Genomic DNA, 25,314 nt, shown 5'->3' on the forward strand with positions numbered 1-25,314 from the left:
GGGATCGGTGTCCGTGTCTGGACCGTAGGGCCCGACGGCGGTGTGTGGCAGCTCACATGGGGACTGGATCGATCAAGGGAACCGGACGACCGCCGTGCGGCGACGCGCCCACGACGAACGGTCGTCATCCGCGGACGAACGGTCCGCCGTCAGAGCACGTCCGCGAGCAGGGGGAGGGTCGACGCGGCGAGCAGGAGGGCGAGGGCGACGTTGACACCCCGGGCGACGACCGGATGATGCAGAGCCCGAGCGGCCGTCGCCCCGGCCACTGCCCACGCGAGGTGGACGAGGGCGACCAGGGTGGCGAGCACCGCGAGCGCGAGCGTCGCTCCGGCCGGGCTGGCGCCACTCAGCCCGTGCCCGCTCACCAGCGCGCCGAGCGCGAGGTACGCCTTGGGATTGGAGAGCCCGAGCAGGAGACCGCTGACGAACCGCGGGGCCAGGGCTTGCTCACCGGCGGCAGATGGCGGTGCGGTGGCGATGCGCCAACTCAGCCACAGCAAGTAGCCCGTGGCGACGACGATCACGACGGTCGCGAGGTCGACGCGGCCCCACCGCAGCTCGGCGTCGGGAAGGGCGCCCGCTCCGGCGACCAGCACCGTGAGTACCGCGATCGTCCCGACGGCGCTGCCCGCGACGTACGGAAACGCGCGCCGCAGTCCGAAGGCGGCCGCGGTGCCGGCCGCGCCGACTGTGGCCGGGCCGGGGCTTCCCATGAGCGCGAGCGCACCGACGATGAGGGAGGGGAGCGCCCCGAGAGTCGCGTCGACCGTCATCGTGCCCTCCTTCCAGGCGCGCTCACGGTACGCATGGCGTCCGGTCGCGGTCTTGAACCCCTGTGACGCCCGATGGCCAGTGCGCGCCGAGTGGCCATTGCCGCCGTGGCCCGTTGCGGGTGGAATGACCTCATGGAGGTGCCGGGAGGCCAGCAGGCGAGCGGTCATCGGTTCCGCCGTGTCGACCTCGCCGACGGCCTGGAGCGGATGGATGCCCGAATCGTCGGCGAGGGCTTCTCGCCGCATCGGCATGAGACGTACGCCGTAGGTGTCACGCGATTCGGTGTGCAGGCCTTCGGGTATCGGGGGAGCCGGCGCGCCTGTCTGCCCGGCCAGTGGCACGTGCTGCACCCCGACGAACCCCACGACGGAATGCCCGGAACCGGCGACGGCTTCGGATACCGCATCCTCTACGTCGACCCCGCTCTCGTCCGCGAGTCGCTCGGCGGTCTCGCCCTGCCGTTCGTCGCCGATCCGGTCGTCGACGCTCGTCGGGTCCCGCGCGTTCTCGTCGACGTCCTGGCCGACGAGGACACTCCGCCCGACGGGTTCCGTCACGTCGAGGTCGTCGCCGCGGTCGCAGCGATGCTCGCGCGCGAGGGCGGAACGCGCCGGGTGCCGCTGGGCCCGCTGCACGAGGCGGCGGTTCGGCGGGTCCGCGACGCGATCCGCGACGAGCCGGCGCGGCTTTACCGAGCCGAGGACCTGGAGGTCATCGCCGGACTCGACCGGTGGACCCTGGCCCGGCACTTCCGCGCGGCGTACGGCACGAGCCCGAGCCGGTTCCGTACGGCGCAGCAACTCCAGGTGGCCCGGCGGCTCGTTCTGGACGGACGGCCGCTCGCCGAGGCGGCCGCGCTGGCGGGCTTCGCCGACCAGGCGCACCTGACTCGCATGTTCAAACGCGCCTACGGCATCACGCCCGCCGCCTGGCGCGCGGCCACCAGCGGTTCCTGACGGATCGTGGAGGACGCCGGCCGCGCCCTTCATGGCGAGTGGCGCAGAACGGGGCGGTTCCGGCCGGGATCGCCTCCAAACCGCGCCACTCGCGGACCAGTTTGCGCCACTCGCGGGGCTGGTGTTCAGGCTTTGCGGACGAGGACGACGGCGAGCAGGGTGAGTACCGAGAAGACGAGCGCCGCCGTTCCGTAGGAGCCCGTCAGGTGGGCGAGGGCGGAGCCGGCCGCGGGGCCGAGCGCCATCGCCGCGGCGATCGGGGCGTGGAAGCGGCCGAGGATCGTCGCGTACGCCTCGGAGCCCCAACGATCCGACACCGCGCTCGCGGCCGCGAGCGTGTGGGCTCCGCGCACCGCGCCGGCCAGTACCGCGGCGATCGCGAGCGCGTGCAGCGGTCCGCGCACGACGCCGAGGATCGCGATGACCGTGGCGCTCGCCGCCACCTGCACGAGGAGGCGGGAACGAGGGTCGCCGAACCGGCTGAGCGGATGGAACGCCAAGCGACCCAGGACCTGTCCCGTGCCGACGAGGCCGAACACCATCGCCGCCTCGCGGTAGCCCAACCCGCGCTCGGTGAGGAGGGGGATCAGCGTGAGCGTGACTGCATAGAGACCGAGGGCCGCGACGGCCAGTGCCTGCCGTGAGGACCGGAAGGCCGGGCTGCGTCCGATCGCCGCGACGTACGTCCGGTGTTCGCGGCCACGTCGCTCGGGCCGGCGCCACCGGGGCCGGAGCAGTCCGACGGCCGCGCTCGTGCTCACGACGGCGTACCCGGCCGCCAGGACGAGAAGTGCCCGCCGCCAGCCGAGCTCGTCACCCAGGCCCGCGATGACGGGGGCGAGCGCGGTGGACGAGACCCCGCCGGCGAGGGTGATCACGGTGAGCGGCCAGCCGCCCGCGCCGAACCACTGGTTGGCGGCCGAGAACGCCGGCGGATACAACGTCGCGGCTTGGGCGACCCCGACGCAGCACCAGCCCGCGGCGAACATGAGAAGGGAAGGACCCACCGTCGAGAGCGCCACCCCGGCGGCTCCGAGCAACGAGCCGGCTGCCATGACCCGCTTCGGCCCGAGGTGATCCACCCACCGTCCGGCGAGCGGAGCGAGGGCGGCGGCGAGGAGCAGGCCGAGCGTGTAGACGGTGGGGACCACGAGCACCGGCCAGCCGGTGGCATTGGTGATCGTGACACCCAGAACCGGAAGCGTGTAGTAGAGCACGCCCCAGCTGGAGAACTCGACGAGACACAACCCCAGGAGCGCCGGGTGCGTCGCGCGGCCGGCCGTCACGTGATCGAGCCGCTGTCGCGCATCGCCTCGACGACGGCGGCCATGTCTGCATCGCCGAACCCCAGCTCCTCGGCGCGCGTGTACAGCGCACGGCACACCTCCAGTAGGGGGCTCGGAGCACCGCGTTCTCGTGCCGCACCGGTGATGAGTTCGGCGTTCTTGCGCACGTCGGCGATCGCGGCCTGCACGGTGAGGTCGCCCCGGACCAGCTTGTCGGCCTTGGCTCGGGAGACCGCCGACGACATGGGGCCCGCGTCGATGATCGTCTGCAGCAGGCGCGGGTCGACGCCGTGCCGCTCGGCGAAGGCGAACGCCTCGGCCAGCCCGGTGACCATCGCGATGAGGAAGACGTTGACGGCCAGCTTCGTGGTCAGCGCTGCGGGGACGGTGCCGCAGTCGACGACCAGGGAGCACAGGGGCTCGACCAGCGGTCGGACGAGCTCGCGTCCGTCCGGCGGGCCGGCGAGCATCGCCACGAGCTCACCCGCTTCGGCCGGGCCGCGCGATCCCGACACCGGGGACTCCACGTACGAGCCGCCCGCGACCTCGATGTCGTGGGCGAGCTGCGCGGAGTACCGCGGCGACATCGTGCCCAGACTGACGACCGTGCGGTCGCGCACGCGCCGGGCGAACTCGCCGGTTCCACGCTCGAGCACGGCGTCCGTCGCGGCCTCGTCGTACAGCATCATCAGCACCACCGGGCAGTGCTCGAAGACCGCGGCGCAGGTCGGAGCTCGGTCCGCGCCGGCGGCCACGAGGGGGTCGCAGCGGGCGGGCGTGCGATTCCAGACGACGAGCGGGACGTCGGCACGGGCGAGGTTGAGCGCCATCGGCTGCCCCATCACGCCGAGACCGATGAATCCGACGGGCCTCACGACCAGCTCCCCTCGACGACGTTCCGGTGACGCTGCTGTCCCCGACCCCCTGTCTAGGACGTGGCGCAGCGACGGTCTTGAACGATCGTGACGCAGCGGCGGGCCAGTCCCGGGCGATTGGCCCGCGCGGTCCGGCCGGCGATGAGGCTTGAATGGGCGCGATTACCGATTGCGGCAGGAGGGTCACGATGAGGGTGATCGGAGGCGTCGTCACCGAGGCGGTTTCCGAGGAGGCGACGTACGAGGAGCGCCTGCGCGTGCCCGCACTCAGCGTCGGGAGTTACCGCATCGCGGCGGGCGGTCATGATCCGCAAGGTCCCCACGGCGAGGACGAGGTGTACGTCGTGCTGCGTGGGCGAGGTCGGTTGTGGACTCCGGAGACGACGGTCGAGGTCGGGCCCGAAAGTGTCGTCTTCGTGCCTGCCGGGGAGGAGCATCGTTTCGTGGATATCGAGGAGGATCTGGTCGTGCTCGTCGTCTTCGGTCCGGCAGAGCACACTGCGGACGGGGCAACGGCGTGAGCCGGGCCCGCGTCGTGCCGTGGAGGTGGGGGAACTTCGCGCGATCGGCCGCGGAGGCCGTCGATCTCGACGTCACCGAGCTGCCCCCCGTGCATCGCTTCGGCGAAGAGATGAGCTGGCGGTCATCCCTCGCGGTAGACGAGCTGGCCCTCGACAGCGTCGCGTTCGCCTCTGCGGCGATCACGGCGGTGGGCGGTGCGATCCCCGCCTCCGGGCCGCTAGTCATGGAGCCGCGCCGGGTCGAGGCGTCGTTCGGTAGTGACAAGCTGCTGCTCATCGGCGGTGAACGCCCGCAAATCTGGGCGCCGCTCTCCGGGTTCTGGGCGACCGCCGACGGGTGGGTCCGCACGCACGCCAACTACGCGCATCACGAGGAGCGCCTCCTGCGCGTGCTGGGATTGGGACGTCGCGCCGGCCGGGCCGAGGTGGAGCGGGTGGTGGCGGCACGGGCCAGTGCGGAACTCGAGGACGCGGCGGTCTCGGCCGGCGCCGTCGTCGCAGCGGTTCGCGACCCGGACTCCTGGCGAACCCACGCGCAGGCGCAAGCCGTCGCGACCGCACCACTCATCGAGTCCACGTGGCACGGTCACGCCCGATCCCGCTCCCGGGTCGGCGACCCCGCAGGCCCTTGAGCGGCCTTCGGGTGCTCGATCTCACCCGGGTCATCGCGGGCCCGGTGGCGACGCGCGACCTCGCCTTCGGTGGTGCCGACGTCCTGCGCGTCGACGCCCCGCAGCTCCTCGAACACGCGTGGCAGCACCTCGACACGGGGCAGGGCAAGCGCAGCACGCTACTGGACCTGAACCGTCGCGCGGACCGGGCGAGCTTCGACGAGCTGCTCGCCAGCGCGGACGTCCTCGTGACCGGGTACCGGCCGGGCGCCCTGGAGCGACTCGGCCTGAGCGGAGAGGAACTCGCCACCACGCATCCCGGCCTCGTCATCGGACGGATCAGCGCCTGGGGCCACGTCGGCCCGTGGTCATCGCGCCGGGGTTTCGACAGCATCGTCCAGGCCGCGACCGGGATCGCCTGGGCTGAGGGGGACGTGATGGACGGAGTTCTTCGGAAACCTGGCGCGCTGCCGGTCCAGGCGCTCGATCACGGGGCAGGGCATCTGCTGGCCGGGGCGCTCGCCCTCGCGGTGCGACGACAGCGCGACGACGGAGGAACGCGAGAAGTCGGGGTGGCGCTGGCGCGGCTCGGGCAGGAGCTGCTCGATCGGGGCGCGGCCGGAGTGGAGCCGCGAGAGCAGGCGGGCGACCTGCCGACGATGACGATGACGGTGGACGACGGGAACGGTGCGCGGCAGCCGGTGACGGTCGCGCCTCCGCCACTCGCGCTCGGTGGTTCGGTGGGAGAGTGGCGTTCGCGACCGCACGGTGATGACGCCCCGACCTGGGGGCGCAGGATGTCCATGGAGGGCGAGCATGACCGATGACGTCCGCATCGATTGGACTCCGCCCATCGGGAAGCGCGATGCGATCTACGGCGCAGGGGCGACGCGTGCCGAGCGTGGGCTGGCTGTCGCGGCCGGTGGTGCCGGCACCGCGCTGGTGCTCGCCTGGGCATGGTGGGGCGAGCAGGTGCCGTGGGTCTGGTGGCAGTGGTTGCTGGCGGCCGTCATCGGATTCGACGTGCTGGGCGGCGTCGTGGCCAACGCGCTCAACAGCGCCAAGCGCTCACACTTCGGACCGGCCGCGCCCGGGGCGTCGTTCGGTGAGCGGCTCGTGCGGCGGCCGGTGCTCTTCGCCGCGGTCCACGTTCAGCCCTGGATCGTCGCCCTCGCCTTCGCACCCGCGCTGTGGTGGTGGGGAGCCGTCTGGCACCTCGGGGTGCTCGCGGCGGTCATGATCGTCGTCGGCGCGCCGCTCTACCTGCGCCGGCCCGTAGCGGCGGCTCTCGTCCTGCTCGCGGTGCTCGGCTCGATGATGCTCGGCGCACCCGAGGGCTGGTCCTGGCTCCCGGCGGCCATGGCCCTCAAGCTCGTCCTCGCTCACGCTGTCCGCGAGGAGCCGTACCGTCCCGCCGTCGGCGGCTGACCTGCCATCGACGGCCCGCGTCAGCCGCGGTCGAGGGGGAGGCGCTCAGGGGTGTGGAGGCGCACCATGGTGCGCGAGACGTCCGTCGGCACCCGGGATCGGGTGGCGAGCGAGACACCGATCATCAGCGCGAACCCGATCGGTACCGACCAGGCGGCGGGCTGCGACATGACGGTTCCGATCCAGCCCTCGGGCCGCGCGACCAGTGTCAGAATCGGAGCCGCGGTCGCCGCCAAGCCGCCGCCGACCAGGCCTGCGATCGCGCCGGCGGCGGTCAACCCGCGCCACCAGATCCCGAGCACGAGCAACGGGCAGAACGTCGACGCGGCGAGTGCGAACGCGAACACGACCGAGTTGGCGACGGGGATCGGCTGGGCGAGCAGCGCGAGCACGAGCGGTACCGACACGCAGAGCACCGCCGCCCAGCGCAGCGCGGCGACGGGTGCCAGCCGGCCCTGCCACGGGCCGCGCCGCGCGAGGCCCTGACCGACCACACCGGCCAGGGCCATCGTCACCCCCGAGGAGGTGGAGAGGAACGCCGCGAACGCCCCGGCCATGAGCAGGGCGGCGAGCGCGTCCCCCGCCACACCGCCGAGGATCCGCGTGGGCAGTTCCAGCACCACGGTGTCAGCGGCGCCGGAGCCGACGAGGTCGGGCGCGTAGACGCGGCCGAGCACGCCGTACAGCGTCGGGAGCAGGTAGAACGCGCCGAGCAGCGCGAGCACGATGAGGGTCGTCCTCCGCGCCGCCCGGCCGTCGGGGTTGGTGTAGAAGCGTACGACGACGTGCGGAAGTCCCATCGTTCCGAGGAACGTCGCGATGATGATCGAGTACGTGCGGTACAGGGTCTCGGGGGTCGCGGCGCCCAGCGGCTCGAACCAGTGCTCGGGAGCGATGGGTGCGGGCGCGCCGTCACCCCGCCAGGCGAGGAGCAGGAAGATCAGCGGCACGAGCATCGCGGTGAGCTTGAGCCAGTACTGGAACGCCTGCACGAACGTGATGCTGCGCATGCCCCCGGACACGACGTTGACCACGACGATCGCCGCCACCAGCGCCGTGCCCACCCAGGACGGCGCCCCGGTCGTCGCTCGCACCGTCAGACCCGCCCCTTGGAACTGCGGCATCAGGTACAGCCAGCCGACGATCACCACGAGCCACGTCGAGGCGAGCCGGGCGCCGTCCGATCCCACCCGCACCTGCGCGAAATCGGGGATCGTGTACGCCCCGGAGCGACGCAGCGGTGCGGCGACGAAGACGAGCAGCAGCAGGTACCCCGTGGTCCAGCCGATCGGGTACCAAAGCATGTCGGCGCCGAAACTCAGCACGAGTCCGGCGATGCCGAGGAACGACGCGGCCGACAGGTACTCGCCACTGATCGCCGAGCCGTTGAGCGCGGGTGTGACCGTGCGGGAGGCGACGTAGAAGTCACTCGTCGTGCGGCTGATCCGCAGCCCGAGCGCGCCGATCGTCACCGTCGCGACAGCGACCACGACGATCGCCGTGACGGCCGCGCCCGGGCTCATGGCGACTCCGCCTCGTCGTTCTCGGACTCGACGAGCGCGATGAAGTCCGACTCGGCCCGCTCGGCGTATCGGACGTACAGCCAGCCGAGTAGGAGCACGGCGGGGTACACGGCAATGCCGAGGACGATCCAGGGCAGGGGGATGCCGAGGACCGCCGCTTCTTTGACGGCGGGCAGGACGAGGAACACCAGCGGGAGCGCGCCGACGGTGAACGCGAGGGTGGCCAGCACGGTCAACGCGGCTCGGAGCTGAGAGCGGACGAGGCTGCGGATGTAGACCTGCCCCACGCCCGTCGACTCGTCGATCTCCTGCCGGACGGAGCGAGGAACATGGGTGCGCGCCGTCGTGAGCGGATTGGTGATGCGTTCGCGGCGTTGCTCGGTCATGGGGTGTACTCGCCGATGAGCTCGCGAAGGTCCCGCTGGTGACGCCGTGAGACCGGGAGCGCCGCGGTGCCGTCGCCGCGGGGCACGACGACGGTCGTCCGTCCGTCGTGGGAGCGAGCCTCGACCAGGTGCGCCCGGTTGACCAGGATGCTGCGGTGGATGCGGTGGAATCCTGCGGCCCGCCACTCGTCGGCGAGCGTGCTGAGCGCCGCCCGGATCAGGTGACTGGAGCCGTCCAGCAGATGGAGGCGGACGTAGTCGCCCTGCGCCTCGGCATGGGTGACGTGGGATCGGGACACGAACCGCGTGACGCCGGCGAGTTCGACGGCGATGGTGTCGTCCGGAGAGGATTCGGGCTCCTGAGCGGCCCGGCGGATGCTCTCGCGCAACCGCTCCTCGCGGATCGGCTTGAGGAGGTAGTCCACCGCGTCGAGTTCGAACGCCTCGACCGCGTGCGCGTCATGCGCGGTGACGAAGATGATCTGCGGCGGCTGACGGAATCGGCCGAGGAGCCGGGCGATCTCGATGCCGGTGAGACCCGGCATGGCGATGTCGAGGAAGACGAGGTCGATATCGCCCCGCTCGAGCCGCCGGAGCGCTTCGGTTCCCGAATGGGCGGTCGCGACCGAGGCGATCCGGTCGTCGCGCCCCAACAGCCACACGAGCTCGTCGAGCACGGGTTGCTCGTCGTCGACGACGAGCGTGCGCAGGCCAGTCACCTCAGTGATCGTAGTCACAGGATGCGCCGGCGGCAGCGTCCCGCCCGTCACCGTCAGTCGTCGCCGATGCCCCGGGCGTGCAGGGCCGCGCCGGTCTCGCGAGCGTGCGCCACCGCGCGCAGCACGAGCGGCGTGGCGTAGGCGCGGGGATTGCGCTCGAGTCCGCGCGCCCGGGCGGCGGCGCGCGTCTCGTGGGCGAGTTCGAGCATGCGCGGCAGCGCGGCGAGGACGAGGGCGAAGGCCAACCCGATCCGATCGGGATCGACGCCCAGCCGCCGCCAGGGCCGGGCCGCCCATGCGATCGTGTCGACCATCGCGTCGGTCGGCGTGGTGGCCGTGACGACGGTTGCCGCGACGATCAACGCCACGAGACCGCCGACGACCTCCAATCCGCGATCGACACCGTTCTGCCAGGCCTGGAACGCGAACAAGGCGATCGCGACGACGGCGAAGGCCCGGAGTGACCGCCCCAGTTCGCGAACCCCGAGCCCGGACATCAGCGCGACCACCACCGCGACGCCGAGCAGGGCGAGGGTGGGGCCGGCGCCGTCGGTCGCGATCACGACGACGGCGAACGTCACCAAGCCCAGCAGCTTCGCCCCGGGGCGGACGCGATGCAGCGGAGTGCTGCCGGGGCGGTGCAGCCCGAGAGGCGCGTTCACACCAGGCTCCGGTAGTGGCTGACCGCGTCTGCCGGCGAGCCGTCATAGACGACGCGAGCGTCGTCGATCACGAGCACCCGGTCGCAACGCGCCGCGAGCTCGAGGTCGTGCGTGACGACGACGACCTGCTGCTCGAGGGCCATGAGCAGGTCGCCGATCGCGCGGCTGTTGCGCAGGTCGAGCAGTGTCGTCGGCTCGTCCGCGACGAGGACCGACGGCTCGGTGGCGAGCACGCTCGCCAGGGCGAGCAACTGCTTCTGCCCGCCCGACAGGGTATGCACGCTGCGGTCGGCGAGTTCGCCCAGCCCGAATCGGTCGAGGACGCGTTGGGCCGCCGCTCGCCGCTCGCGCGCGTCTCGATGGTGACGGCGCAGCGAGAGCGCGACGTCCTCGACGACGGTGGGCATGACGAGTTGCGCCGCCGGGTCGGTGAAGACGAAACCGACGTGGCGGCGGACGGCGGCACCGTCGCGCTGCACATCGAGTTCGTCGACGAGCACCCGTCCCTCGGTCGGCTCGACGAGACCGTTGATCATCCGCGCGAACGTGGACTTCCCCGAGCCGTTGGCGCCGATGACCGCGATGCGGCGCTCGGTCAGCGTGAGCGTGGTCGGCCGGAGCACGACGACGTCGCCGCCCGGATCGGGGGCGACGACGCCGGCCTCGTCGAGAACGATCACCGGCGCGGCAGCAGGTCGGGGAAGGCGCGGTGCACCGCGGTGGCGACGAACGCCATGAGGAGATTCTTCACGACGTCGCCGGGCCAGAACACGATGTCGGTGGTGAAGGCCGCCTCGAGGCTGAGATCGGCGCGCCACATGAGGCCGGCGATCCCCAGCGTGTGGATGAGCAGCGCGCTGCTGCCGAGGCCGGCGAGGAACACCAGGGGGACGCTCGTGGCGAGCTTGGCGCGGGGCAGACGCTGGACGATCGCTCCGCACAGCGCCGCCGCGACCGGGAAGCCCACCAGGTAACCGACGGTCGGCCCGGCGAACGGTGCGAGGCCGGCATTGCCTCCGGCGAACACCGGGATTCCCGCGGCACCCACGGCGAGGTAGAGGAGGACGGCGAGGAAGCCTCGCTTGGGACCGAGTACCGCGCCGGTGAGCAGCACGCCGAACGTCTGCAGCGTGATCGGCACCAGCCCCGCGCCGACGTTGAGCGCCGGCAGCAGCGAGCACGCGGCGATGAGCGCCGCGAACGAGGCGATGAGAGCCAGGTCGGTGGTGGTGCCGCGACGGGACGCGGCGACGGTCTCGGGCATGGACGCTCCTCGGCAACTGAACGGTGTTCACCTGAACGCTGTTCAGGCTAGCCGATAGGATGGCGCCATGGCCAACAGCCTCCCCGACGTCGTCGCCGCCGCCTTGCGCGTCCTGGACAGCTACGGCCTGGAGTTCTGCTCGATGCGTCGGGTCGCCGCGGAGCTCGACGTCCAGCCGAGCGCGTTGTATCACCATGTCCCGAACAAGCAGTCCCTCCTCGCCCTGATGGCCGATGAGATCGTCCGCGACGTCGACGGTGAGGACCCGCGCGCACTCTGCCACGCGCTGCGCGAGGCGATGCTGCGCGTGCGCGACGGTGCCGAGGTCGTCGCGACCGCGTCGGCCTTCCGGCTCGGTGTCTCGGACGTGCAGAAGCGGCTCGCCGACCTCGTCGGCGACGACGCCGCCCGCACCCTGTTGCTCTACGTCTTCGGGCACGCCCAGTCCACCCAGACGCACCGCCAGGCCAGCGCCGTCGGCGCGATCGACGAGGACCCCGACCTCGACGCGTCCTTCGACCGCGGCCTCACCCTCATCCTCGCCGGCCTGGGGCGGTAGGTGTCGTCCCAGAGAGCGCTCGCTCGTGGGGCCTCACCTACCGCTCGCCGAGGGGCCTGGGGCCTCAGCTACCGCTCAGACGGCGGAAGAGCGCGTCCCAGCGGGGACCGAACTGGGGAGCAGGTCCCGGGTACCCGCGCTGCCGCAGCACGTCGTAGATCCGCATCATGAGCGCCCGCGGTTGCGCCAGCATCTCCTGAGTCACCTGCACGTACTCGATTCCCGCAGCGCGGAGATCGGCGTAGCGGGCGATGTCACGCTGGAACTGTTCGGCCGTCTCGGCATGCTGGCGCCCCTCGTACTCGACAGCCACGCCCCAGGCGCGGAACAGCAGGTCGGTGATCGCGATGCGTCGGCCTCGGTGGAACACGTCGGCGTTCACCTCGCCTGCCGGAAGACCGCAGGCCAGGACGAGCGCGCGCAACTCCGACTCCTTGAGTGAGGCGGCACGCTCCTCGAGCCAGGGAAGGACGCGTCGCGCCTGCCGGGGCAACCAGGGCGCCAGGGATGAAGCACGCAGAGTTCGTTGATCTCGGTGGTGCTGGCACGATCATGGTGAAGCAACCAGTCGCCGAGAGCGATGGCGTCGATGAGCCGCGCGCTGTGACACGCCTGGATGAACGCGACGGCCGGAGTGACGCCGTCATCGTCGCAGGGCGGCAGCACTTCGGTGCGGTGGAGACTGATGCCGTCGATGTCGACGTGGAGATCGCGAGCCACCGTGAAATGGACCGGGAGGGCGGGTCCCACGTCCAGGCCCAGCTCCTGAAGTCGGCTGAGGTGGCTGAGCCTCCCGCGGTCTCCCAGACACAACCGCGCCGCGGCGCGAAGGTCGTGAGCGTCGAGCTCGTGATCGCGGTGCACCCATACGGCGGGAAAGATCCTGCGGAAACGTGAGCCGAGCAGCAGTTTCGGGGACAGTCCCGCATCGACGAAACTCTGCCGATGAAACGGTCCACGGGTGAATGCGTCGGGGATCGGCGTCGGGGAGGACATGACGCCAGACTCCGCCGCAACCGAGGCGTCACGGCAGACGTGCCGACCCCATCTGTGGACGACCCGAGCACGGGCGGTCGCTGTGGACACGCGTTCGCCCCCGCCACCGGGCGGTAGGCGAGGTCCCACGGCGACGGTCGCGGTAGGACGTCACCTACCGCCCGCGCGTAGGTGTGGGACTACACCTACCGCCCGCGCGGCAGGGTGGGACGAGACCTACCGCCGAGGGAGGGTCACCAGCTGGCGTGGAGCGGCCGTCCCTCGTCGTACCCGGCGGTGGACTGGATGCCGACGATGGCGCGCTCGCGGAACTGCAGGAGGTCGCGGGCACCGGCGTACGTGAAGCTCGAACGAACGCCCGCGGTGATCTGATCGATGAGGTCCTCGACGCCCGGGCGCTCGGGATCCAGGTACATCCGCGACGTCGAGATGCCCTCCTCGAACAACGCCATGCGCGCCTTCTCGAATCCGGCGGCGTCGCGCGTCCGATTCGCGACCGCGCGCGAGGACGCCATGCCGAACGACTCCTTGTACGCCCGCCCGTCGGAAGCGATGTTGAGGTCGCCGGGGCTCTCGTGCGTGCCCGCGAACCAGGAACCGATCATGACGCTGCCGGCACCCGCGGCGAGAGCCAGAGCGACGTCGCGGGGGAACCGCACGCCCCCGTCGGCCCAGACGCTCGCGCCGAGCGCCGCGGCCGCCTCCGCGCACTCCAGCACGGCGGAGAACTGCGGGCGCCCCACGCCGGTCATCATGCGGGTCGTGCACATCGCGCCCGGGCCGACGCCGACCTTGATGATGTCGGCGCCGGCCTCGACGAGCTCGCGAGTGCCGGCGGTGGAGACCACGTTTCCGGCCGCGATGGGGATACGGCGTCCCGTCGCTTCGGCGTGCGCGTCGCGCACCTCGCGGACGACGGCGAGGGCCTCGATCATCTTGTTCTGGTGGCCGTGCGCGGTGTCGACGACGAGCACATCGATGCCGAGCTCGACGAGTGCCTGAGCCTTGCCGCGCACGTCGCCGTTGATGCCGACGGCCGCACCGACGACGAGGCGTCCTTCCGGGTCGACCGCGGGCGTGTAGATGGTGGAGCGCAGCGCGCCCTTGCGGGTGATGACGCCGACGAGGCGTCCGCCGTCGAGCACGGGCGCGAAGGGCACGTGCTGTGCCGAGAGCTCGTTGAAGTACTCGCGCGGGTCGCGCCCGGCCTCGACGGTGAGCACATCCGTGCGCATGACCTCGCGCACCTGGGCGAATCGATCGATCTCGGCACCGTCCCGCGGTGTCACCACGCCGGCGAGCTTGTCACCGTCGACGACGACCGCGCCGCCGTGCGCGCGCTTGGGGATGAGATTGAGGGCCTCGCCGATCGTCATGGACGGGTCGACGGTCACCGGAGTGTCGAAGACCGGGTGCGCGTTCTTGACCTGAGCGACGGTCGAGGCGACGACGTCGATGGGGATGTCCTGCGGGAGGATCGCGATACCCCCGCGGCGGGCGACCGTCTCGGCCATGCGACGTCCGGAGATCGCCGTCATGTTCGACACCACGAGCGGCAGGGTCGTGCCGGTGCCGTCGGTCGCGGAGAGATCGACGTCGAAGCGGCTGGTCACGTCGGAGCGGCTCGGCACCATGAAGACGTCGCTGTACGTCAGATCGTGGGTCGGCTGCAGGCCGTTGAGGAACTTCACCCGTCGAGTCTACGGGCCGAAGCCGCACGGGCCGCCGCGAAAACGGGCGGTCAGTCCACGCCGGGCGCGAACTTCGGTACGCGGACCGTGACCTTGGTGCCGAGCCCGATTCCGGTCTCGACGACGATGCCGTGATCGTTGCCGTAGACGGTCCGCAGCCGTTCGTCGACGTTGGCCAGTCCGACGGAGGGCGAGCCGGTGCGTCCCGAGAGTGCGTCGCGCACCGTCTCGGGGTCCGACCCGACTCCGTCGTCCTCGATGGTGATGACGCACTCGGCGCTGGCGTCCTCCGCGATGACGGTGATCGTGCCCGTGCCGTCCTTCTTCTCCAGCCCGTGCCGCACGGCGTTCTCGACCAGTGGCTGCACCGACAGGAATGGCACCGTCACGTTGAGCACCTCCGGGGCGACGCGGGTGACGACGCGGAGCCGATCGCCGAAACGGGCCTTCTCGAGCACGAGGTACCGCTCGATGGACCGCAGTTCCTCCGCCAGCGTCGTGAACTCGCCGTGCTGACGGAACGAGTACCGGGTGAAGTCGGCGAACTCGAGCAGGAGGTCACGGGCGCGTTCGGGGTCCGTGCGCACGAACGAGGCGATCGCTCCGAGCGAGTTGTAGATGAAGTGCGGCGAGATCTGGGCCCGCAGGGCGCGCAGCTCGGCTTCCATCAGGGCGGTACGCGACGCGTCGAGCTCGGCCAGTTCGAGCTGGCTCGACACCCAGCGCGCCACCTCCGTCGCGGTCCGCGCGAGCCCGGCGGACGGGTCGTCGTCCACGGCCACGATCGTGCCGACGACACGATCCTCCACGGTCAACGGCGCGACGATGACGCGGCCGGACGCCTGCGGGCGACCGCTGTCGAGGACCTCGGCGACCACGGAACCCGCGTGCTCCCAGGCGTCGCCGCCGGTCCAGGCCAGCGGCCCGTGCGAATCGGTGAGGCCGACGGTGCGGGCGCCGAGCAGCGAGCGCAGATGAGGCAGAGCGCGGCTGGCGGTGTCGGCGGTCAGCCCGCCACGCAGCGCGGGTGCGGCGAGCGAGGCGGTGTGCAGCGTGGCGTACGTGGCCCGCTCCTCTGGCGACCCGAGCCCGGTGCGACGGCCGAGCAGCCACCAGCGCACGAGCAGCGCAGTGACGACGACGGCCAGCAGCAGCGCCGCGAGAAGCAGGAGGTCTGTCATCGGGTCAGTGGAAGTCGATGAGCACGGTGTCCGGCGGCTCCGGCTCGGCGGCGAGTTGCGACTTGTCCACCCGCGCCCGCAAGCACTGCGTCTCGTGCCGCAGTCGCAAGGAGCCGGTCTGCTCGCCGTACTCGCGCCACAGCTCATGCACCGCGCTCAAGGCAGCGGCGGGCACCGTCGGATGCTTGGTCGATTCCGCGAAGCGCATGAGCGTGGGGAAGTCGAGTTCCTGCCAGGCGTTGAACTCTTGGCTCTCCGGCGGATGGAAGAGCCCGGACGCGGTGAAGGTGTTCACCGGCGCGATCGTGCCGGCCCGGTCGCCGGTGATCGTGCGCAGCTTGCGCATCCACGGAATGGAGTCGTCGTAACGCCTCGCCATGGTGGACAGCAGCCCGTCGTCGACCAATACCCGGGCGTATTCGGCGAGTGCGGCCACTTCGTCGTTGAGGTCGGGGGCGACGACGGCGTCGAAACTGCGGGACCGAAACGGCAGATAGTCGCCCTGAGAGCGCACGTAGGCGATGTGTGGGTGGCGGATCGCGGTGACGTCGTCGCCGACGATCGTGACGTCATGGCCTTGGTCGGCCAGTTCGTAGGCGAGCGGCCCGTCGCCGATGTGCAGCACGAGCGCGAGCCGGTCACCGACCAGCCACTTCATGGCCCGAGCCACCGGGACGACGTCGTTCACCCTTCGAGCGTATCGGTGGCCGCGACAGCCGGCAGGTACGCTTCGGGCGTGTCCGATCCGTTCATCGCCGCCGCATCCTTGGAAGGCGTTCCCTCGGCGTTCAACGCCGCTCGTGACGGCATCGACGCCGTCCTGCGCGATCGCGGGCTGCGGCGCACTGCCCCCGAGGACACGGCGCGGGCCCTGCTGCTCGGAGCCTGGGCGACGGCCTCGCTCGAAGGTTCGTCCTACTCGGTGGACGAGTTGTCCGCCGGCGAGGGCGACGCGACGGCGCGGGGAGCCGTCCGGTTGTCCACCGAGCTCCTCGGGCTGCTGCCGACCTGGCAGCGCTCGCCGGTTCAGGCGCTCGCCCGGCTGCACGCGATCGCTGCCGCGGGAAGCGTCCCCGACGAGGAGCTGGGGCGTCCGGTGAACCCGGCGGGCGTGGGGCGACTGACCGCGCTCGCCCGGATGCTCGCCACCCCGACCCAGGCGCCGGGCCTGATCGTCGCGGCCCTCGTGCACGCCGAGATCGCCGACGCGGGCGCGTTCGTCTCCCACAACGGCGTCGTGGCTCGTGCGGCGGAACGGCTGGTGTGGGTGGCGAAGGGCATCGATCCGGCCTCCGTGACCGTGCCCGAAGCCGGTCACGTCGGCGACGCTCCCGCGTACTTCGCGGCGTTGAGCGGCTACGGCAGCGAGGAGACCGGGGTGCATCAGTGGCTGCTCTACGCGGCCGACGCGGCGACCCGCGCCGCCGAAGCCTCACCACTCGCCCGCTGAGGCACAGAAGTGGCGGCGCCGCCCTCGCGTGGAGAGTGACGCCGCCGACCCGATCAGCTGGCTACCAAGCGTGCCTTCGTCGAATCATCGCCGCGGGGCCGCGATGCGGATATCCCGAGACGATTGCCCTGTGGGACGGGTAGATCGCCGCGTGGGTACCGGGTGACCGGGTGCTTGAGGTGGTGCTGTCTCCAGCATGCACGACTGTGACGTGAATCACAAGTTCCGGCGGCGTGACAGGATTCCCGCGATCGCCGCGCCCACGAGGGAGACCGACGCCGCCGCGCCGACGGCGGCGAACGCCTTGCCGGTCGGCGTCGTGAGGGCGAGCGGGCTCTGCAACGCCACCGGGCGAGCGAACGTGAGCACCGGCCAGCCGTCGGCCTCGGCGCGCTGGCGCAGCGCCTTGTCCGGGTTGACGGCGAACGGGTGGCCGACGGTCTCCAGCATCGCGATGTCGGTCTCGGAGTCGGAGTACGCGAAGCTCGCGTCCAGGTCGTAGCCCTCGACCTCTGCCAGTTCGCGGATCAGCCGGGCTTTGCCCGGGCCGTACGCGTACTCGAGGATCTCGCCGGTGTAGCGTCCGTCCTCGATCTCGAGCCGAGTGGCGAGCACCCGGTCCACGCCGAGCATCGCCCCGATCGGCTCGACGACTTCGCTGCCCGACGCCGAGACGATGACGACGTCCCTCCCGGCGGCGTGGTGCGCCTCGATGAGCTCGACGGCCTCGGCGTAGACGATCGGATCGATGATGTCGTGCAGGGTCTCCGAGACGACCTGGCGCACGGTCTCGACGTCCCACCCGGCGACCATGCTGGTCAAGTACGAGCGCATCGCCTCCATCTGCTCGTGATCGGCACCGCTGGAGGCGAACACGAACTGCGCGTACGCGCTACGCAGCACAGCGCGACGGGTGAGGAGGCCCTCGGCGAAGAGCGGGCGACTGAACGCAAGCGTGCTCGACCTGGCGATGATGGTCTTGTCCAGGTCGAAGAAGGCTGCCGCGCGGCCCATGACCACAGCGTAGTCGCTGGGGCGGACGCCTCCGACCACGGCAGGTGCGCGTCGTCCACAGAATCGGGACGCGCGATGCGAGATCCACAACGCGCCGAGGTGCCCTGTCGTGCGGCGGGCGGCACAGGTCACGGTGAGGTCATGGCATCGATCGCAGTGGTCACCGAGCAGGCGGACATCGCCGAACGCGGCCAGCGTTGGGGTGCAGCGGTCCAGGCGCACGTCGAGGTGGTGGGCGTCCCCGATGCGGTGCATCGGGCGTGGCGCCGCTGCGAAGCGGTCATCGTCGACGCTGCCGTGCTGCCGTGGTTGCGGTCCCTGGCGGTGCCTCGCCGCGACCACGTGCTGGTCCTCGCGAAGGGTCCGGATTCGGCCGTGTGGGCCGATGCGCTCGCGCTCGGCGCGGTCGGCATCTGGGAACTCGACGAGGACGACGCGGTGACGGGGGCGCTCACCCGGGCGGTCGACGGTCGCGGCGAGGCGTGCGTTCTTGCCGTCGTCGGCGCGAGTGGCGGCGTGGGTGCGTCCACGCTGGTGGTCGCCTGCGCGCACGGGGCGCACCGTCGCGGCGCGAGTGCCCTGGCCGTCGACGGAGATCCGGACGGGCCGGGCCTCGATCTCGTGGCGGGCCTCGAACACCACGAGGGCCTTCGCTGGGACGAGATCACGCTGACCGACGGCCATGTGGCGGCGCGTTCGCTGTCGGAGGCGTTGCCGGGCGAGGGAGCCCGCGTCCTGTCGTTCGCTCGGTCGTCTCGCACGTCCCTCGATCCCGGACCGGTGCTCGCGGCCGCGCAGCGGGGATTCGATCTCGTCGTCGGCGACATCCCTCGCCACGCTCTCGCCACCGCCGGCCTCGGTACGGACCTGCTGGCGCGGTCGGTGGCCGTGGTCCTCGTCGTTCCCGAGCACGTCACCGGACTCGCGGCCGCCGAGCGGATCGTCGGCGAGCTCGACGGACGCACCGATCGGGTGCTGGTCGTCAGCCGCGCGGTCACCGGCGGCCTCGGTCCCGGCCAGGTCGAGCGTGGCCTCGGGCTGCCCGTACTCGCTCGGCTCCGTACCCGGCGGCCGCTGGCGCAGGACGTGGAACGCGGCCGGGGCCCGACGCGCTCGCGGATGCTGAGATCGGTCGCCGGCAGGGTCCTCGATGCGGTGGGGATCGAGTCGTGACACCCGTGGATTCGGTCCTCGTCGACCAGGTCCGTCGCCGTCTCACCGAGCGCGGTGACGAGCCGACACCGGCGACGGTGGCCGCCGCCTTGCAGGCGGAGCATCGCCTCCTCGGAACGCACCACGTGCTCGCGATCGTCGACCGCCTCCGCGACGAGACCCACGGCGCGGGGGTGCTGGCGCCCTTGCTGCAGATCCCCGGCGTCACCGACGTGCTGGTCAACGGGGCATCCGACGTCTTCATCGATCGGGGCCGCGGGGTGGAACGTCGTCCCGTGGCCTTCGCCGACGAGGCGGACGTCCGTCGTCTCGCCCAGCGATTGGCGGCGCACGCCGGTCGTCGACTCGACGACGCCAGTCCCTGGGTGGACGCGCGGCTTCCCGACGGCACGCGCGTGCACGCGGTGCTGTCCCCGCTCGCGCGTCCGGGTACGACGATCTCCCTGCGCGTCCCCGCCCGCCGACGATTCTCGCTCGCCGATCTCGAAGCGGCCGGTTCGGTCTCGGGTCCGTTCGCTGACACGTTGCGGGAGCTCATCGCCGCCCGGGTCGCGTTCCTGGTGACCGGAGGCACGGGGTCGGGCAAGACCACTGTTCTCGCCGCGCTCCTCGGCGAAGTCCCACCGGACGAGCGCGTCGTGCTCGTCGAGGACGCAAGCGAGCTGCGTCCGGACCACCCGCACGTCGTCGGGCTGGAGGCTCGGCCTGCGAACGTGGAGGGTGCCGGACTGGTGACCGTCCGCGACCTCGTGCGCCAGGCGTTGCGCATGCGTCCGGACCGTCTGGTGGTCGGCGAGGTCCGCGGCGCCGAGGTGGTGGATCTGCTCGCCGCCCTCAACACCGGACACGAGGGTGGATGCGGCACGGTCCACGCCAATTCGCCGGCGGCGCTGCCGGCACGGCTGGAAGCGCTGGGAGTGGCGGCGGGGCTCAGTCGTGCGGCCGTCCACAGTCAGATGGCGGCGGGCGTCAAGGTCGTGGTCCATGTCGCCCGGGACCCGCGCCGAGCCGGGCAACGGGTCGTGCAGCAGGTCGCGGTTCTCCAGTCCGATGGCGACGGGTGGGTGCGGGTGACTCCCGCGCTCACCCGGTCGACCGACGGCGACGACGTCGAGGGGGCCGGCATTGCGGACCTGCGCCAGACGGTGGACGCGGCGACATGACGGTGCTGGCCGCCGTCGGCGTCGCGCTGGCGGTCCTCGCCTGGCGCCCCTCACCCGGCTGGGTGGCGTCGTCGCGTCTTCAACGACCGATCCGCCTCGGCCGCATCCGCCTGGCCGGCGGCACGCTGCTGGTGCTGGCCCCGGTCGCAGGCGCGATCGTCGTCTCGTTGCGCCCGGCGCTCGTGATCGTCGCCGCCGCGGGCGCGGGCACCGGGGCGTTCGCTGCCCGCCGGTGGCGTCGTGGTCGGCAGCGTGCGGCAGCGGCTCGTCGGGAGGCGGAGGTGTGCGAGCTGGTCCTCGTTCTCGCGGCTGCGCTGCGTGCGGGACTCCCGGCGTCCACGGCGCTAGCTCAGGTGGCCCGGGAGTTTCCCGTCCTGGTTCCCGTCGCGCACGCCGCGCGGCTCGGTGGTGACGTTCCCGCGGCCCTGAACCACCAGAGCGCTGGGGCCGGTGGCGCCGCGCTCGCCCGGCTCGCCGCTGCCTGGCGGGTCGCCGAAACCAGCGGAGCGCCGTTGGCCGGAGTGCTCGATCGGCTGAGCGTGAGCGAGCGGGAGGAGCGGGATGTCCGACGCGAGGTCGAGGCCGGCGTGGCGCCCGCACGAGCCACCGCCGTACTCATGGCGACGCTGCCGGTGTTCGGTCTCCTCCTCGGCTCGGGCTTCGGCGGGGATCCGGTGGCACTGATCCTTGACCACCTGCTCGTCGCCGGAGTCGTCGCCTCCGGGGTGGCGCTCGCGTGCGTGGGCGTGTGGTGGATCGACCGCATCGCCGACGCCGCGGAACGGGGCGACGCATGATGCTGGTCGCGGTCGCGCTCGCCGCGGCCGCCGGGTTCGTCGCGGTTCCCACCTCCGCTGGCGCTCGATGGCGCGCCGTGAAACGGTCGTCCTCCCGATCGAAGGAGTTCCCGCTTCCCCTGGCCGCCGGTCTGTTCTCTCCGCTCCTGGGGCTCGCGCTCGGCGGCATGTGGGGTCTCGTGCTCGGCGGCCTGGTTGCGCCCTTCGTCGCCCGCGGCATCAGACGTTTGGAGCCGGCAGCCCGGCGGCGCGAGCGCCGACTCGCGGCCGAGCAGCTCCCCTTGGCGGTCGACCTCACGGCGGCCGCAGTCGCCGGAGGGGTCCCGGTGCATCGGGCGCTCTCCCTGGTGGCCGACGCCATGGCACCGCCGATCGGCCCGCAGCTGGCCGCCGTGGCGCGGCGATTGCTGATCGCCGGCGATCTCGGCGTCGACGAGGTCGTCGGCGACGATCCGCTGGCCCCCTTGGTTCGCGCGCTGCAACGCGCCGCGACCAGCGGGGTGCCGATCGTCGCAGTCCTCGAGGACACGGCTCGCGAGTTGCATCGGGATCGTCGGGCCACCCGCCGCGACGCGGCCCGCCGCGTGGGAGTGCGCACTGCCGCGCCCTTGGGCGTGTGCTTCCTGCCGGCGTTCTTCCTCGTCGGCATCGTCCCGGCGTTGATCGGGGCGTTCACCGGCATCTCGTGGTGATCGTGCACAGGCGGTGCGCGTCCACAGTGCGCGCATTCCTCCGCCGAAGCTCGGCGTCCATCGCGATGTTCCGGTGTCAGTGTTTCCGACTCCCTGGAGGTTCTCCCATGGTCGTCCGTCTTCGCCGTCGTTCGCAGGAGCGCGGCATGTCCACCGCCGAGTACACCGTCGGCACCCTCGGTGCCTGCACCATCGGCGGCGTGCTCGTCAAGATCGGTCAGAGCGACTGGTTCGGCGATCTCGTCACCGGGCTCATCGAGAAGATCCCCGGCTTGCTGCCGTTCTGAGCCGATCGGCCGGTGGCGCGTCGCGCGGCGTGCCACCGGCCCCCCCCTGGAGGAGGTGTTCGATGATGCGAAAGACGTTCTGGCGGCGTCACGAAACGGGGATGTCCACGGCGGAGTACGCCGTCGGCACCTTGGGCACGGCCACCATCGCGGCGGTCCTGATCGGCCCCGGCAACCCCATCATGCAGTGGGTTCAGGCGGTCTTCGAGAAGGTGCTCACGTCCATCCTCACGATGGACCCCGACTCGTTCGTGTCGCTGCCGGAGGCTTTCGTCCGGGCCGTCGAGAGTCTCTGGCCGTGGTGAGGTCGGAGAAGGCGATGGTCACGGCGGAAACCGCCGTCGTGGCCCCCTTCGTCGCCATGGCGCTCGTCGGTGCGATCTGGCTGGGGTCGTTGGGGACGACCCATGCTCGAGCCACCGATGCCGCCCGTGAGGCGGTCCGACTCGTCGCGCGGGGCGAGTCGATGGACGTTGCGGAGGCGGCTGCGCGTGAGGTGGCAGTGCCCGACTCCCGTGTCGAGATCGATGTGGAGGGGGAGCGGGTGCGGGTGGAGGTTCACACGCCCGCACGCCTTCCGCTCTTCGGTGGCATCGGCACCACGGTCACCGCCGTGGCGGTGGGACGCGCCGAATGAGGCGAGAGTGCGGGGTGGCCACCGTGAGCGCCCTCGTGGTCGGCGTGCTCCTGCTCGTGCTCGGGGTGGTGGGATGGCAGCTCGCCGAGCTCATCGGCCTTCGTCACGAGGCGCGAGCGGCGGCCGACCTCGCAGCTCTCGCGGGCAGTCAAGCGAGTGTCGAGGGCGAGGACGGCTGCGAGGCGGCGAGAGAGGTCGCCCGGGAGAACGATGCGATCCTCGCCGATTGCCGGATGGACGCTGACGTCGCCACGGTCACCGCTCGGGCGGAGAGCCCCCGCTGGTGGGGTGGTCGATGGGCGGTGGAACAGCGCGCCCGCGCTGCTCCGGTCAGTTATCTGGAGCGGTGAGATGTCGCGTGAGCGCGTCGAGCAGGCGGATGGCGCCGGCCTTGTCGAGCGGCTGGTTCCCGTTACCGCACTTGGGCGAGACGACGCAGGAGGGGCAGCCGTCGCGGCACTCACAGGCGGCGATCGCGTCCCGGGTCACCGAGAGCCACCGGGCGGCGATCGCGAATCCGCGCTCGGCGAAACCGGCACCCCCGGGATGACCGTCGTAGACGAACACCGTCAGCTGGCCCGTTTGCGGGTGCAGTGCGGTCGACAGGCCGCCGAGGTCCCATCGGTCGCAGGTCGCGAGCAGCGGGAGCAGGCCGATGGCGGCGTGCTCGGCGGCGTGGGCGGCGCCGGGGATCTGCTCGGGCTCGAGGACCTCGGCCACCGCGGCATCGTCCAGCGTCCACCAGACCGCGGTGGTCGGCAGCGTCCGCTCCGGAAGCTCTACCGGCTCCTCGCCGAGGACGCGACCCGACTGGCGGTCCCGCTTGGCGTACGACGTCACCTGGTGCGTCACCTCGACCTCGCCGAAACTCAGGTGGGCCGGGCCGTGCGAACGCTCGTCGCGTACGTCGCAGATCGCCACCGCCGTACTCGAACGGGCGCTCGTCGTGTACGGGACGTCTCCGCGCCGCACCACGGCGATGCCGTGCTCGAGGTCGTACTCCTCCACCGTGAACATGTCGCCCTGGTGGACGTACACGGCTCCCTCATGCACCTCACCGTCGGCGGCGGCGGCATCGACGGTCCCCACCAGACGACCGGTGTCGGCGTCGACGATCTGCACCGGCGTCCCCCCGGCCGAGCGCAGATCCGCCAGTTGCGAGGCGCGCTCGCGGCTGGTCCAGAACCATCCCGCCGCTCGTCGCCGGAGCATGCCGGCCGCTTCGAGCGCTGCCACCCCGTCCGCCGCGCGCTCCCCGAAAAGCTCCAGATCGGACTCGATGAGCGGTAGTTCCTGCGCGGCGGCGGCGAGGTGCGGACCGAGCACGTAGGGATTGTCGGGGTCGAAGACCGTCGCCTCGACCGGGGCGCCGAGCACGGCCTCCGGGTGATGCACGAGGTAGGTGTCGATCGGCTCGTCCCGTGCGACCAGCACGTTAAGGCTCGCGTGATCGACCCCGCCTCGGCCGGCGCGACCGAACTGCTGCACGAGACCGGCGCGGGTTCCCGGGAACCCCACGCTGACCACCGCGTCGAGACCGGCCACGTCGATACCGAGCTCCAGGGCATTGGTGCTCGCCAACGCCAGGAGATCGCCCGAACGCAGCCGGTCCTCCAACTCCCGGCGCTCTTCGGGCAGGTACCCGCCGCGATAGGTCGCCACCCGTTCTCGAAGGCCGGGATCGATGTCCTCGAGCCGCTCCTGAGCCACCGTGGCGAGCTGTTCGGCGCCACGGCGCGATCGGACGAAGCACAGCGTCCGGGTGTCGTCGACGACCAGGTCGGTCACCACCTCCGCCGCTTCGGTGGTCGCCGACCGGCGCGTGGTCCCCGGACCGTCTCCCCGGCCGGGAAGCAGCGGCGGCTCCCAGAAGACGGTCGTCCTCGGACCTCGCGGCGACGCGTCGTCGGTCACCGCGGACATCTCGAGTCCGGTCAGCCGGCCGGCCGCGATGTCGGGCTCGCTCACCGTCGCCGAGGAGGCGACGAACTGCGGGGTGGCACCGTAGTGCGCGCACACGCGCCGGAGCCGGCGCAGCACCTGAGCGACGTGCGCTCCGAAGACACCCCGGTAGTGATGGCACTCGTCGATCACGACGTAGGTGAGTCCGGACCAGAATCTGGCCCATCGGGCGTGGCCCGGCAGCAGGGTGTGGTGAAGCGTGTCGGGGTTGGTCAGCACGTAGGTGGCGTGATCGCGCGCCCAGGCGCGGGCCTCTCGAGAATTGTCCCCGTCCACCGTCGCCGCTCGAAGGCCGGGCCAGTCGGTCGGCAGCCGGCGACACTGGTCGGCCGCGAGCGCCTTGGTCGGTGACAGGTAGAGCACGGTGGGGTGCTGGTGTCCGTCCAGTGCGCGCCCTGCGCGTCCCTCGCTCAGCACCTGCAGTGCGGGCGCGGTGAACACCAGCGACTTGCCCGATGCCGTTCCGGTCGCGACGACGACGTTCTCGCCACGCTCCAGTCGCCGCAGGGCCTCGGACTGGTGAGCCCAGAGCACCTCGGCCCCCTCGGCGGCGAAGTGGTCCCGGACCGGTTGACCGATCCACGAGGGCCACGGCTCGACCACGGCCTCGCGGGCGGGCTCGTCGACCCGATGCAGGATACGATCCGCCCGGCGTTCCAGGAGCGACGGCGCGACGGTATCCACGACATCGAGTGTGACGCATG

Annotated in this window: 31 protein-coding genes; 16 read left to right on the forward strand and 15 right to left on the reverse strand. The window is 71.7% G+C overall.

Annotation, left to right across the window (positions count from 1 at the left end; all coding sequences use genetic code 11):
* Positions 1-149 precede the first annotated feature (149 nt).
* Entirely contained in the window at positions 150-776 is a 627-nt protein-coding gene (locus D9V41_RS02375) for a LysE family translocator (RefSeq protein WP_166375873.1), read from the reverse strand.
* 132 nt (positions 777-908) lie between these two features.
* Here D9V41_RS02375 and D9V41_RS02380 point away from each other — a divergent pair, with 132 nt between their 5' ends.
* Positions 909-1,733: an AraC family transcriptional regulator gene (locus tag D9V41_RS02380; protein WP_121792900.1), complete on the forward strand. Its 825-nt coding sequence runs from the start codon at positions 909-911 to the stop codon at positions 1,731-1,733.
* Positions 1,734-1,858: 125 nt separating this feature from the next.
* Here D9V41_RS02380 and D9V41_RS02385 read toward each other — a convergent pair whose 3' ends face one another.
* Positions 1,859-3,019, reverse strand: a complete 1,161-nt coding sequence (locus D9V41_RS02385) for an MFS transporter (protein WP_121792901.1) — start codon at positions 3,017-3,019, stop codon at positions 1,859-1,861.
* Positions 3,016-3,894, reverse strand: a complete 879-nt coding sequence (locus D9V41_RS02390) for an NAD(P)-dependent oxidoreductase (RefSeq protein ID WP_121792902.1) — start codon at positions 3,892-3,894, stop codon at positions 3,016-3,018. The genes D9V41_RS02385 and D9V41_RS02390 overlap by 4 nt, the downstream gene beginning before the upstream one ends.
* A 188-nt stretch (positions 3,895-4,082) precedes the next feature.
* Here D9V41_RS02390 and D9V41_RS02395 point away from each other — a divergent pair, with 188 nt between their 5' ends.
* From D9V41_RS02395 to D9V41_RS02405, 4 genes are read left to right on the forward strand one after another with little or no spacing between them, the layout of a single operon-like run.
* Positions 4,083-4,415, forward strand: coding sequence for a cupin domain-containing protein (locus D9V41_RS02395; protein WP_121792903.1), 333 nt, complete (start codon positions 4,083-4,085; stop codon positions 4,413-4,415).
* Entirely contained in the window at positions 4,412-5,047 is a 636-nt protein-coding gene (locus D9V41_RS17670; RefSeq protein ID WP_166375874.1) for a hypothetical protein, read from the forward strand. Before D9V41_RS02395 ends, D9V41_RS17670 begins: the two co-directional genes overlap by 4 nt.
* A gap of 11 nt (positions 5,048-5,058) precedes the next feature.
* On the forward strand, positions 5,059-5,853 hold the full coding sequence (locus D9V41_RS02400) for a CoA transferase (protein ID WP_166375875.1): 795 nt from the start codon (positions 5,059-5,061) through the stop codon (positions 5,851-5,853).
* Positions 5,843-6,454, forward strand: a complete 612-nt coding sequence (locus tag D9V41_RS02405) for a hypothetical protein (protein WP_121792905.1) — start codon at positions 5,843-5,845, stop codon at positions 6,452-6,454. The genes D9V41_RS02400 and D9V41_RS02405 overlap by 11 nt, the downstream gene beginning before the upstream one ends.
* A gap of 20 nt (positions 6,455-6,474) precedes the next feature.
* Here D9V41_RS02405 and D9V41_RS02410 read toward each other — a convergent pair whose 3' ends face one another.
* Genes D9V41_RS02410 through D9V41_RS02435 form a run of 6 tightly spaced genes read right to left on the reverse strand, consistent with a single transcriptional unit; the run spans position 6,475 to position 11,008 of the window.
* The gene (locus D9V41_RS02410) at positions 6,475-7,977 is read right to left on the reverse strand and encodes a sodium/solute symporter (protein WP_121792906.1); all 1,503 of its coding nucleotides are present in this window, start codon (positions 7,975-7,977) and stop codon (positions 6,475-6,477) included.
* Positions 7,974-8,363 carry a DUF485 domain-containing protein gene (locus D9V41_RS02415; protein ID WP_121792907.1) on the reverse strand — a complete coding sequence of 130 codons (390 nt, stop codon included), beginning with the start codon at positions 8,361-8,363 and terminating at the stop codon, positions 7,974-7,976. Before D9V41_RS02415 ends, D9V41_RS02410 begins: the two co-directional genes overlap by 4 nt.
* The gene (locus D9V41_RS02420; RefSeq protein ID WP_121792908.1) at positions 8,360-9,082 is read right to left on the reverse strand and encodes a LytR/AlgR family response regulator transcription factor; all 723 of its coding nucleotides are present in this window, start codon (positions 9,080-9,082) and stop codon (positions 8,360-8,362) included. The genes D9V41_RS02415 and D9V41_RS02420 overlap by 4 nt, the downstream gene beginning before the upstream one ends.
* 53 nt (positions 9,083-9,135) lie before the next feature.
* The gene (locus tag D9V41_RS02425) at positions 9,136-9,744 is read right to left on the reverse strand and encodes an energy-coupling factor transporter transmembrane component T family protein (RefSeq protein ID WP_121792909.1); all 609 of its coding nucleotides are present in this window, start codon (positions 9,742-9,744) and stop codon (positions 9,136-9,138) included.
* Complete coding sequence (locus D9V41_RS02430) at positions 9,741-10,424, reverse strand: energy-coupling factor ABC transporter ATP-binding protein (protein ID WP_121792910.1); 684 nt, start codon at positions 10,422-10,424, stop codon at positions 9,741-9,743. Before D9V41_RS02430 ends, D9V41_RS02425 begins: the two co-directional genes overlap by 4 nt.
* The gene (locus D9V41_RS02435) at positions 10,421-11,008 is read right to left on the reverse strand and encodes a biotin transporter BioY (protein ID WP_121792911.1); all 588 of its coding nucleotides are present in this window, start codon (positions 11,006-11,008) and stop codon (positions 10,421-10,423) included. Before D9V41_RS02435 ends, D9V41_RS02430 begins: the two co-directional genes overlap by 4 nt.
* Positions 11,009-11,075: 67 nt before the next feature.
* On the opposite strand from D9V41_RS02435, the gene D9V41_RS02440 reads away from it, so the two are divergent.
* Positions 11,076-11,567 (forward strand): TetR family transcriptional regulator, encoded by a 492-nt coding sequence (locus tag D9V41_RS02440; RefSeq protein ID WP_121792912.1) that lies wholly within the window; start codon positions 11,076-11,078, stop codon positions 11,565-11,567.
* Between the two features lie 64 nt (positions 11,568-11,631).
* Here D9V41_RS02440 and D9V41_RS02445 read toward each other — a convergent pair whose 3' ends face one another.
* A complete protein-coding gene (locus D9V41_RS02445) occupies positions 11,632-11,991 on the reverse strand; it encodes a hypothetical protein (protein WP_133434087.1) in 360 nt (119 codons plus the stop codon).
* A 179-nt stretch (positions 11,992-12,170) separates the two neighbouring features.
* Here D9V41_RS02445 and D9V41_RS02450 point away from each other — a divergent pair, with 179 nt between their 5' ends.
* The gene (locus D9V41_RS02450) at positions 12,171-12,464 is read left to right on the forward strand and encodes a hypothetical protein (RefSeq protein ID WP_133434088.1); all 294 of its coding nucleotides are present in this window, start codon (positions 12,171-12,173) and stop codon (positions 12,462-12,464) included.
* A 332-nt stretch (positions 12,465-12,796) separates the two neighbouring features.
* On the opposite strand, the gene D9V41_RS02455 is transcribed toward D9V41_RS02450, so the two are convergent.
* The 3 genes from D9V41_RS02455 to D9V41_RS02465 all read right to left on the reverse strand — a co-directional run bounded on the left by D9V41_RS02455 (position 12,797) and on the right by D9V41_RS02465 (position 16,123).
* Entirely contained in the window at positions 12,797-14,197 is a 1,401-nt protein-coding gene (locus D9V41_RS02455; protein WP_243697138.1) for a GuaB1 family IMP dehydrogenase-related protein, read from the reverse strand.
* A 107-nt stretch (positions 14,198-14,304) separates the two neighbouring features.
* The gene (locus D9V41_RS02460; RefSeq protein ID WP_121792916.1) at positions 14,305-15,435 is read right to left on the reverse strand and encodes a sensor histidine kinase; all 1,131 of its coding nucleotides are present in this window, start codon (positions 15,433-15,435) and stop codon (positions 14,305-14,307) included.
* A gap of 4 nt (positions 15,436-15,439) precedes the next feature.
* On the reverse strand, positions 15,440-16,123 hold the full coding sequence (locus tag D9V41_RS02465) for a methyltransferase domain-containing protein (protein ID WP_121792917.1): 684 nt from the start codon (positions 16,121-16,123) through the stop codon (positions 15,440-15,442).
* 48 nt (positions 16,124-16,171) lie between these two features.
* Between D9V41_RS02465 and D9V41_RS02470 the strand changes: the two genes are divergently transcribed.
* Positions 16,172-16,885 carry a Fic family protein gene (locus D9V41_RS02470; protein ID WP_166375876.1) on the forward strand — a complete coding sequence of 238 codons (714 nt, stop codon included), beginning with the start codon at positions 16,172-16,174 and terminating at the stop codon, positions 16,883-16,885.
* 216 nt (positions 16,886-17,101) lie between these two features.
* On the opposite strand, the gene D9V41_RS02475 is transcribed toward D9V41_RS02470, so the two are convergent.
* Positions 17,102-17,899 (reverse strand): HAD family hydrolase, encoded by a 798-nt coding sequence (locus D9V41_RS02475; RefSeq protein ID WP_121793036.1) that lies wholly within the window; start codon positions 17,897-17,899, stop codon positions 17,102-17,104.
* 141 nt (positions 17,900-18,040) lie between these two features.
* On the opposite strand from D9V41_RS02475, the gene ssd reads away from it, so the two are divergent.
* From ssd to D9V41_RS02515, 8 genes are all read left to right on the forward strand, one after another.
* The gene (gene ssd / locus D9V41_RS02480) at positions 18,041-19,072 is read left to right on the forward strand and encodes a septum site-determining protein Ssd (protein WP_166375877.1); all 1,032 of its coding nucleotides are present in this window, start codon (positions 18,041-18,043) and stop codon (positions 19,070-19,072) included.
* Complete coding sequence (locus D9V41_RS02485) at positions 19,069-20,235, forward strand: TadA family conjugal transfer-associated ATPase (RefSeq protein WP_424922782.1); 1,167 nt, start codon at positions 19,069-19,071, stop codon at positions 20,233-20,235. The genes ssd and D9V41_RS02485 overlap by 4 nt, the downstream gene beginning before the upstream one ends.
* Complete coding sequence (locus D9V41_RS02490) at positions 20,232-21,032, forward strand: type II secretion system F family protein (RefSeq protein WP_121792921.1); 801 nt, start codon at positions 20,232-20,234, stop codon at positions 21,030-21,032. The genes D9V41_RS02485 and D9V41_RS02490 overlap by 4 nt, the downstream gene beginning before the upstream one ends.
* Positions 21,029-21,724, forward strand: coding sequence for a type II secretion system F family protein (locus tag D9V41_RS02495; RefSeq protein ID WP_121792922.1), 696 nt, complete (start codon positions 21,029-21,031; stop codon positions 21,722-21,724). Before D9V41_RS02490 ends, D9V41_RS02495 begins: the two co-directional genes overlap by 4 nt.
* 107 nt (positions 21,725-21,831) lie before the next feature.
* Complete coding sequence (locus D9V41_RS02500; protein WP_121792923.1) at positions 21,832-22,011, forward strand: DUF4244 domain-containing protein; 180 nt, start codon at positions 21,832-21,834, stop codon at positions 22,009-22,011.
* A 62-nt stretch (positions 22,012-22,073) separates the two neighbouring features.
* A complete protein-coding gene (locus tag D9V41_RS02505; RefSeq protein ID WP_121792924.1) occupies positions 22,074-22,316 on the forward strand; it encodes a DUF4244 domain-containing protein in 243 nt (80 codons plus the stop codon).
* 14 nt (positions 22,317-22,330) lie between these two features.
* Positions 22,331-22,648, forward strand: a complete 318-nt coding sequence (locus D9V41_RS02510) for a TadE family protein (protein WP_133434089.1) — start codon at positions 22,331-22,333, stop codon at positions 22,646-22,648.
* Between the two features lie 14 nt (positions 22,649-22,662).
* Positions 22,663-22,998, forward strand: coding sequence for an Rv3654c family TadE-like protein (locus D9V41_RS02515; protein WP_166375878.1), 336 nt, complete (start codon positions 22,663-22,665; stop codon positions 22,996-22,998).
* Here the strand turns inward: D9V41_RS02515 and D9V41_RS02520 are convergent.
* Positions 22,979-25,294: a DEAD/DEAH box helicase gene (locus tag D9V41_RS02520; protein ID WP_121792927.1), complete on the reverse strand. Its 2,316-nt coding sequence runs from the start codon at positions 25,292-25,294 to the stop codon at positions 22,979-22,981. The genes D9V41_RS02515 and D9V41_RS02520 overlap by 20 nt on opposite strands.
* Positions 25,295-25,314 lie beyond the last annotated feature (20 nt).

The sequence above is a fragment of the Aeromicrobium phragmitis genome (genome assembly GCF_003674095.1).
In the GTDB taxonomy this organism is placed as follows: Bacteria; Actinomycetota; Actinomycetes; order Propionibacteriales; family Nocardioidaceae; genus Aeromicrobium; species Aeromicrobium phragmitis.

Bases quoted from the DNA above. Each gene is read 5' to 3' on its own strand.
- D9V41_RS02375 (WP_166375873.1), bottom strand. From the start codon at position 776: ATGACGGTCGACGCGACTCTCGGGGCGCTCCCCTCCCTCATCGTCGGT.
- D9V41_RS02380 (WP_121792900.1), top strand. From the start codon at position 909: ATGGAGGTGCCGGGAGGCCAGCAGGCGAGCGGTCATCGGTTCCGCCGT.
- D9V41_RS02395 (WP_121792903.1), top strand. From the start codon at position 4,083: ATGAGGGTGATCGGAGGCGTCGTCACCGAGGCGGTTTCCGAGGAGGCG.
- D9V41_RS02405 (WP_121792905.1), top strand. From the start codon at position 5,843: ATGACCGATGACGTCCGCATCGATTGGACTCCGCCCATCGGGAAGCGC.
- D9V41_RS02410 (WP_121792906.1), bottom strand. From the start codon at position 7,977: ATGAGCCCGGGCGCGGCCGTCACGGCGATCGTCGTGGTCGCTGTCGCG.
- D9V41_RS02415 (WP_121792907.1), bottom strand. From the start codon at position 8,363: ATGACCGAGCAACGCCGCGAACGCATCACCAATCCGCTCACGACGGCG.
- D9V41_RS02435 (WP_121792911.1), bottom strand. From the start codon at position 11,008: ATGCCCGAGACCGTCGCCGCGTCCCGTCGCGGCACCACCACCGACCTG.
- D9V41_RS02440 (WP_121792912.1), top strand. From the start codon at position 11,076: ATGGCCAACAGCCTCCCCGACGTCGTCGCCGCCGCCTTGCGCGTCCTG.
- D9V41_RS02455 (WP_243697138.1), bottom strand. From the start codon at position 14,197: ATGGTGCCGAGCCGCTCCGACGTGACCAGCCGCTTCGACGTCGATCTC.
- D9V41_RS02460 (WP_121792916.1), bottom strand. From the start codon at position 15,435: ATGACAGACCTCCTGCTTCTCGCGGCGCTGCTGCTGGCCGTCGTCGTC.
- D9V41_RS02475 (WP_121793036.1), bottom strand. From the start codon at position 17,899: ATGGGCCGCGCGGCAGCCTTCTTCGACCTGGACAAGACCATCATCGCC.
- ssd (WP_166375877.1), top strand. From the start codon at position 18,041: ATGGCATCGATCGCAGTGGTCACCGAGCAGGCGGACATCGCCGAACGC.
- D9V41_RS02490 (WP_121792921.1), top strand. From the start codon at position 20,232: ATGACGGTGCTGGCCGCCGTCGGCGTCGCGCTGGCGGTCCTCGCCTGG.
- D9V41_RS02495 (WP_121792922.1), top strand. From the start codon at position 21,029: ATGATGCTGGTCGCGGTCGCGCTCGCCGCGGCCGCCGGGTTCGTCGCG.
- D9V41_RS02500 (WP_121792923.1), top strand. From the start codon at position 21,832: ATGGTCGTCCGTCTTCGCCGTCGTTCGCAGGAGCGCGGCATGTCCACC.
- D9V41_RS02505 (WP_121792924.1), top strand. From the start codon at position 22,074: ATGATGCGAAAGACGTTCTGGCGGCGTCACGAAACGGGGATGTCCACG.
- D9V41_RS02510 (WP_133434089.1), top strand. From the start codon at position 22,331: ATGGTCACGGCGGAAACCGCCGTCGTGGCCCCCTTCGTCGCCATGGCG.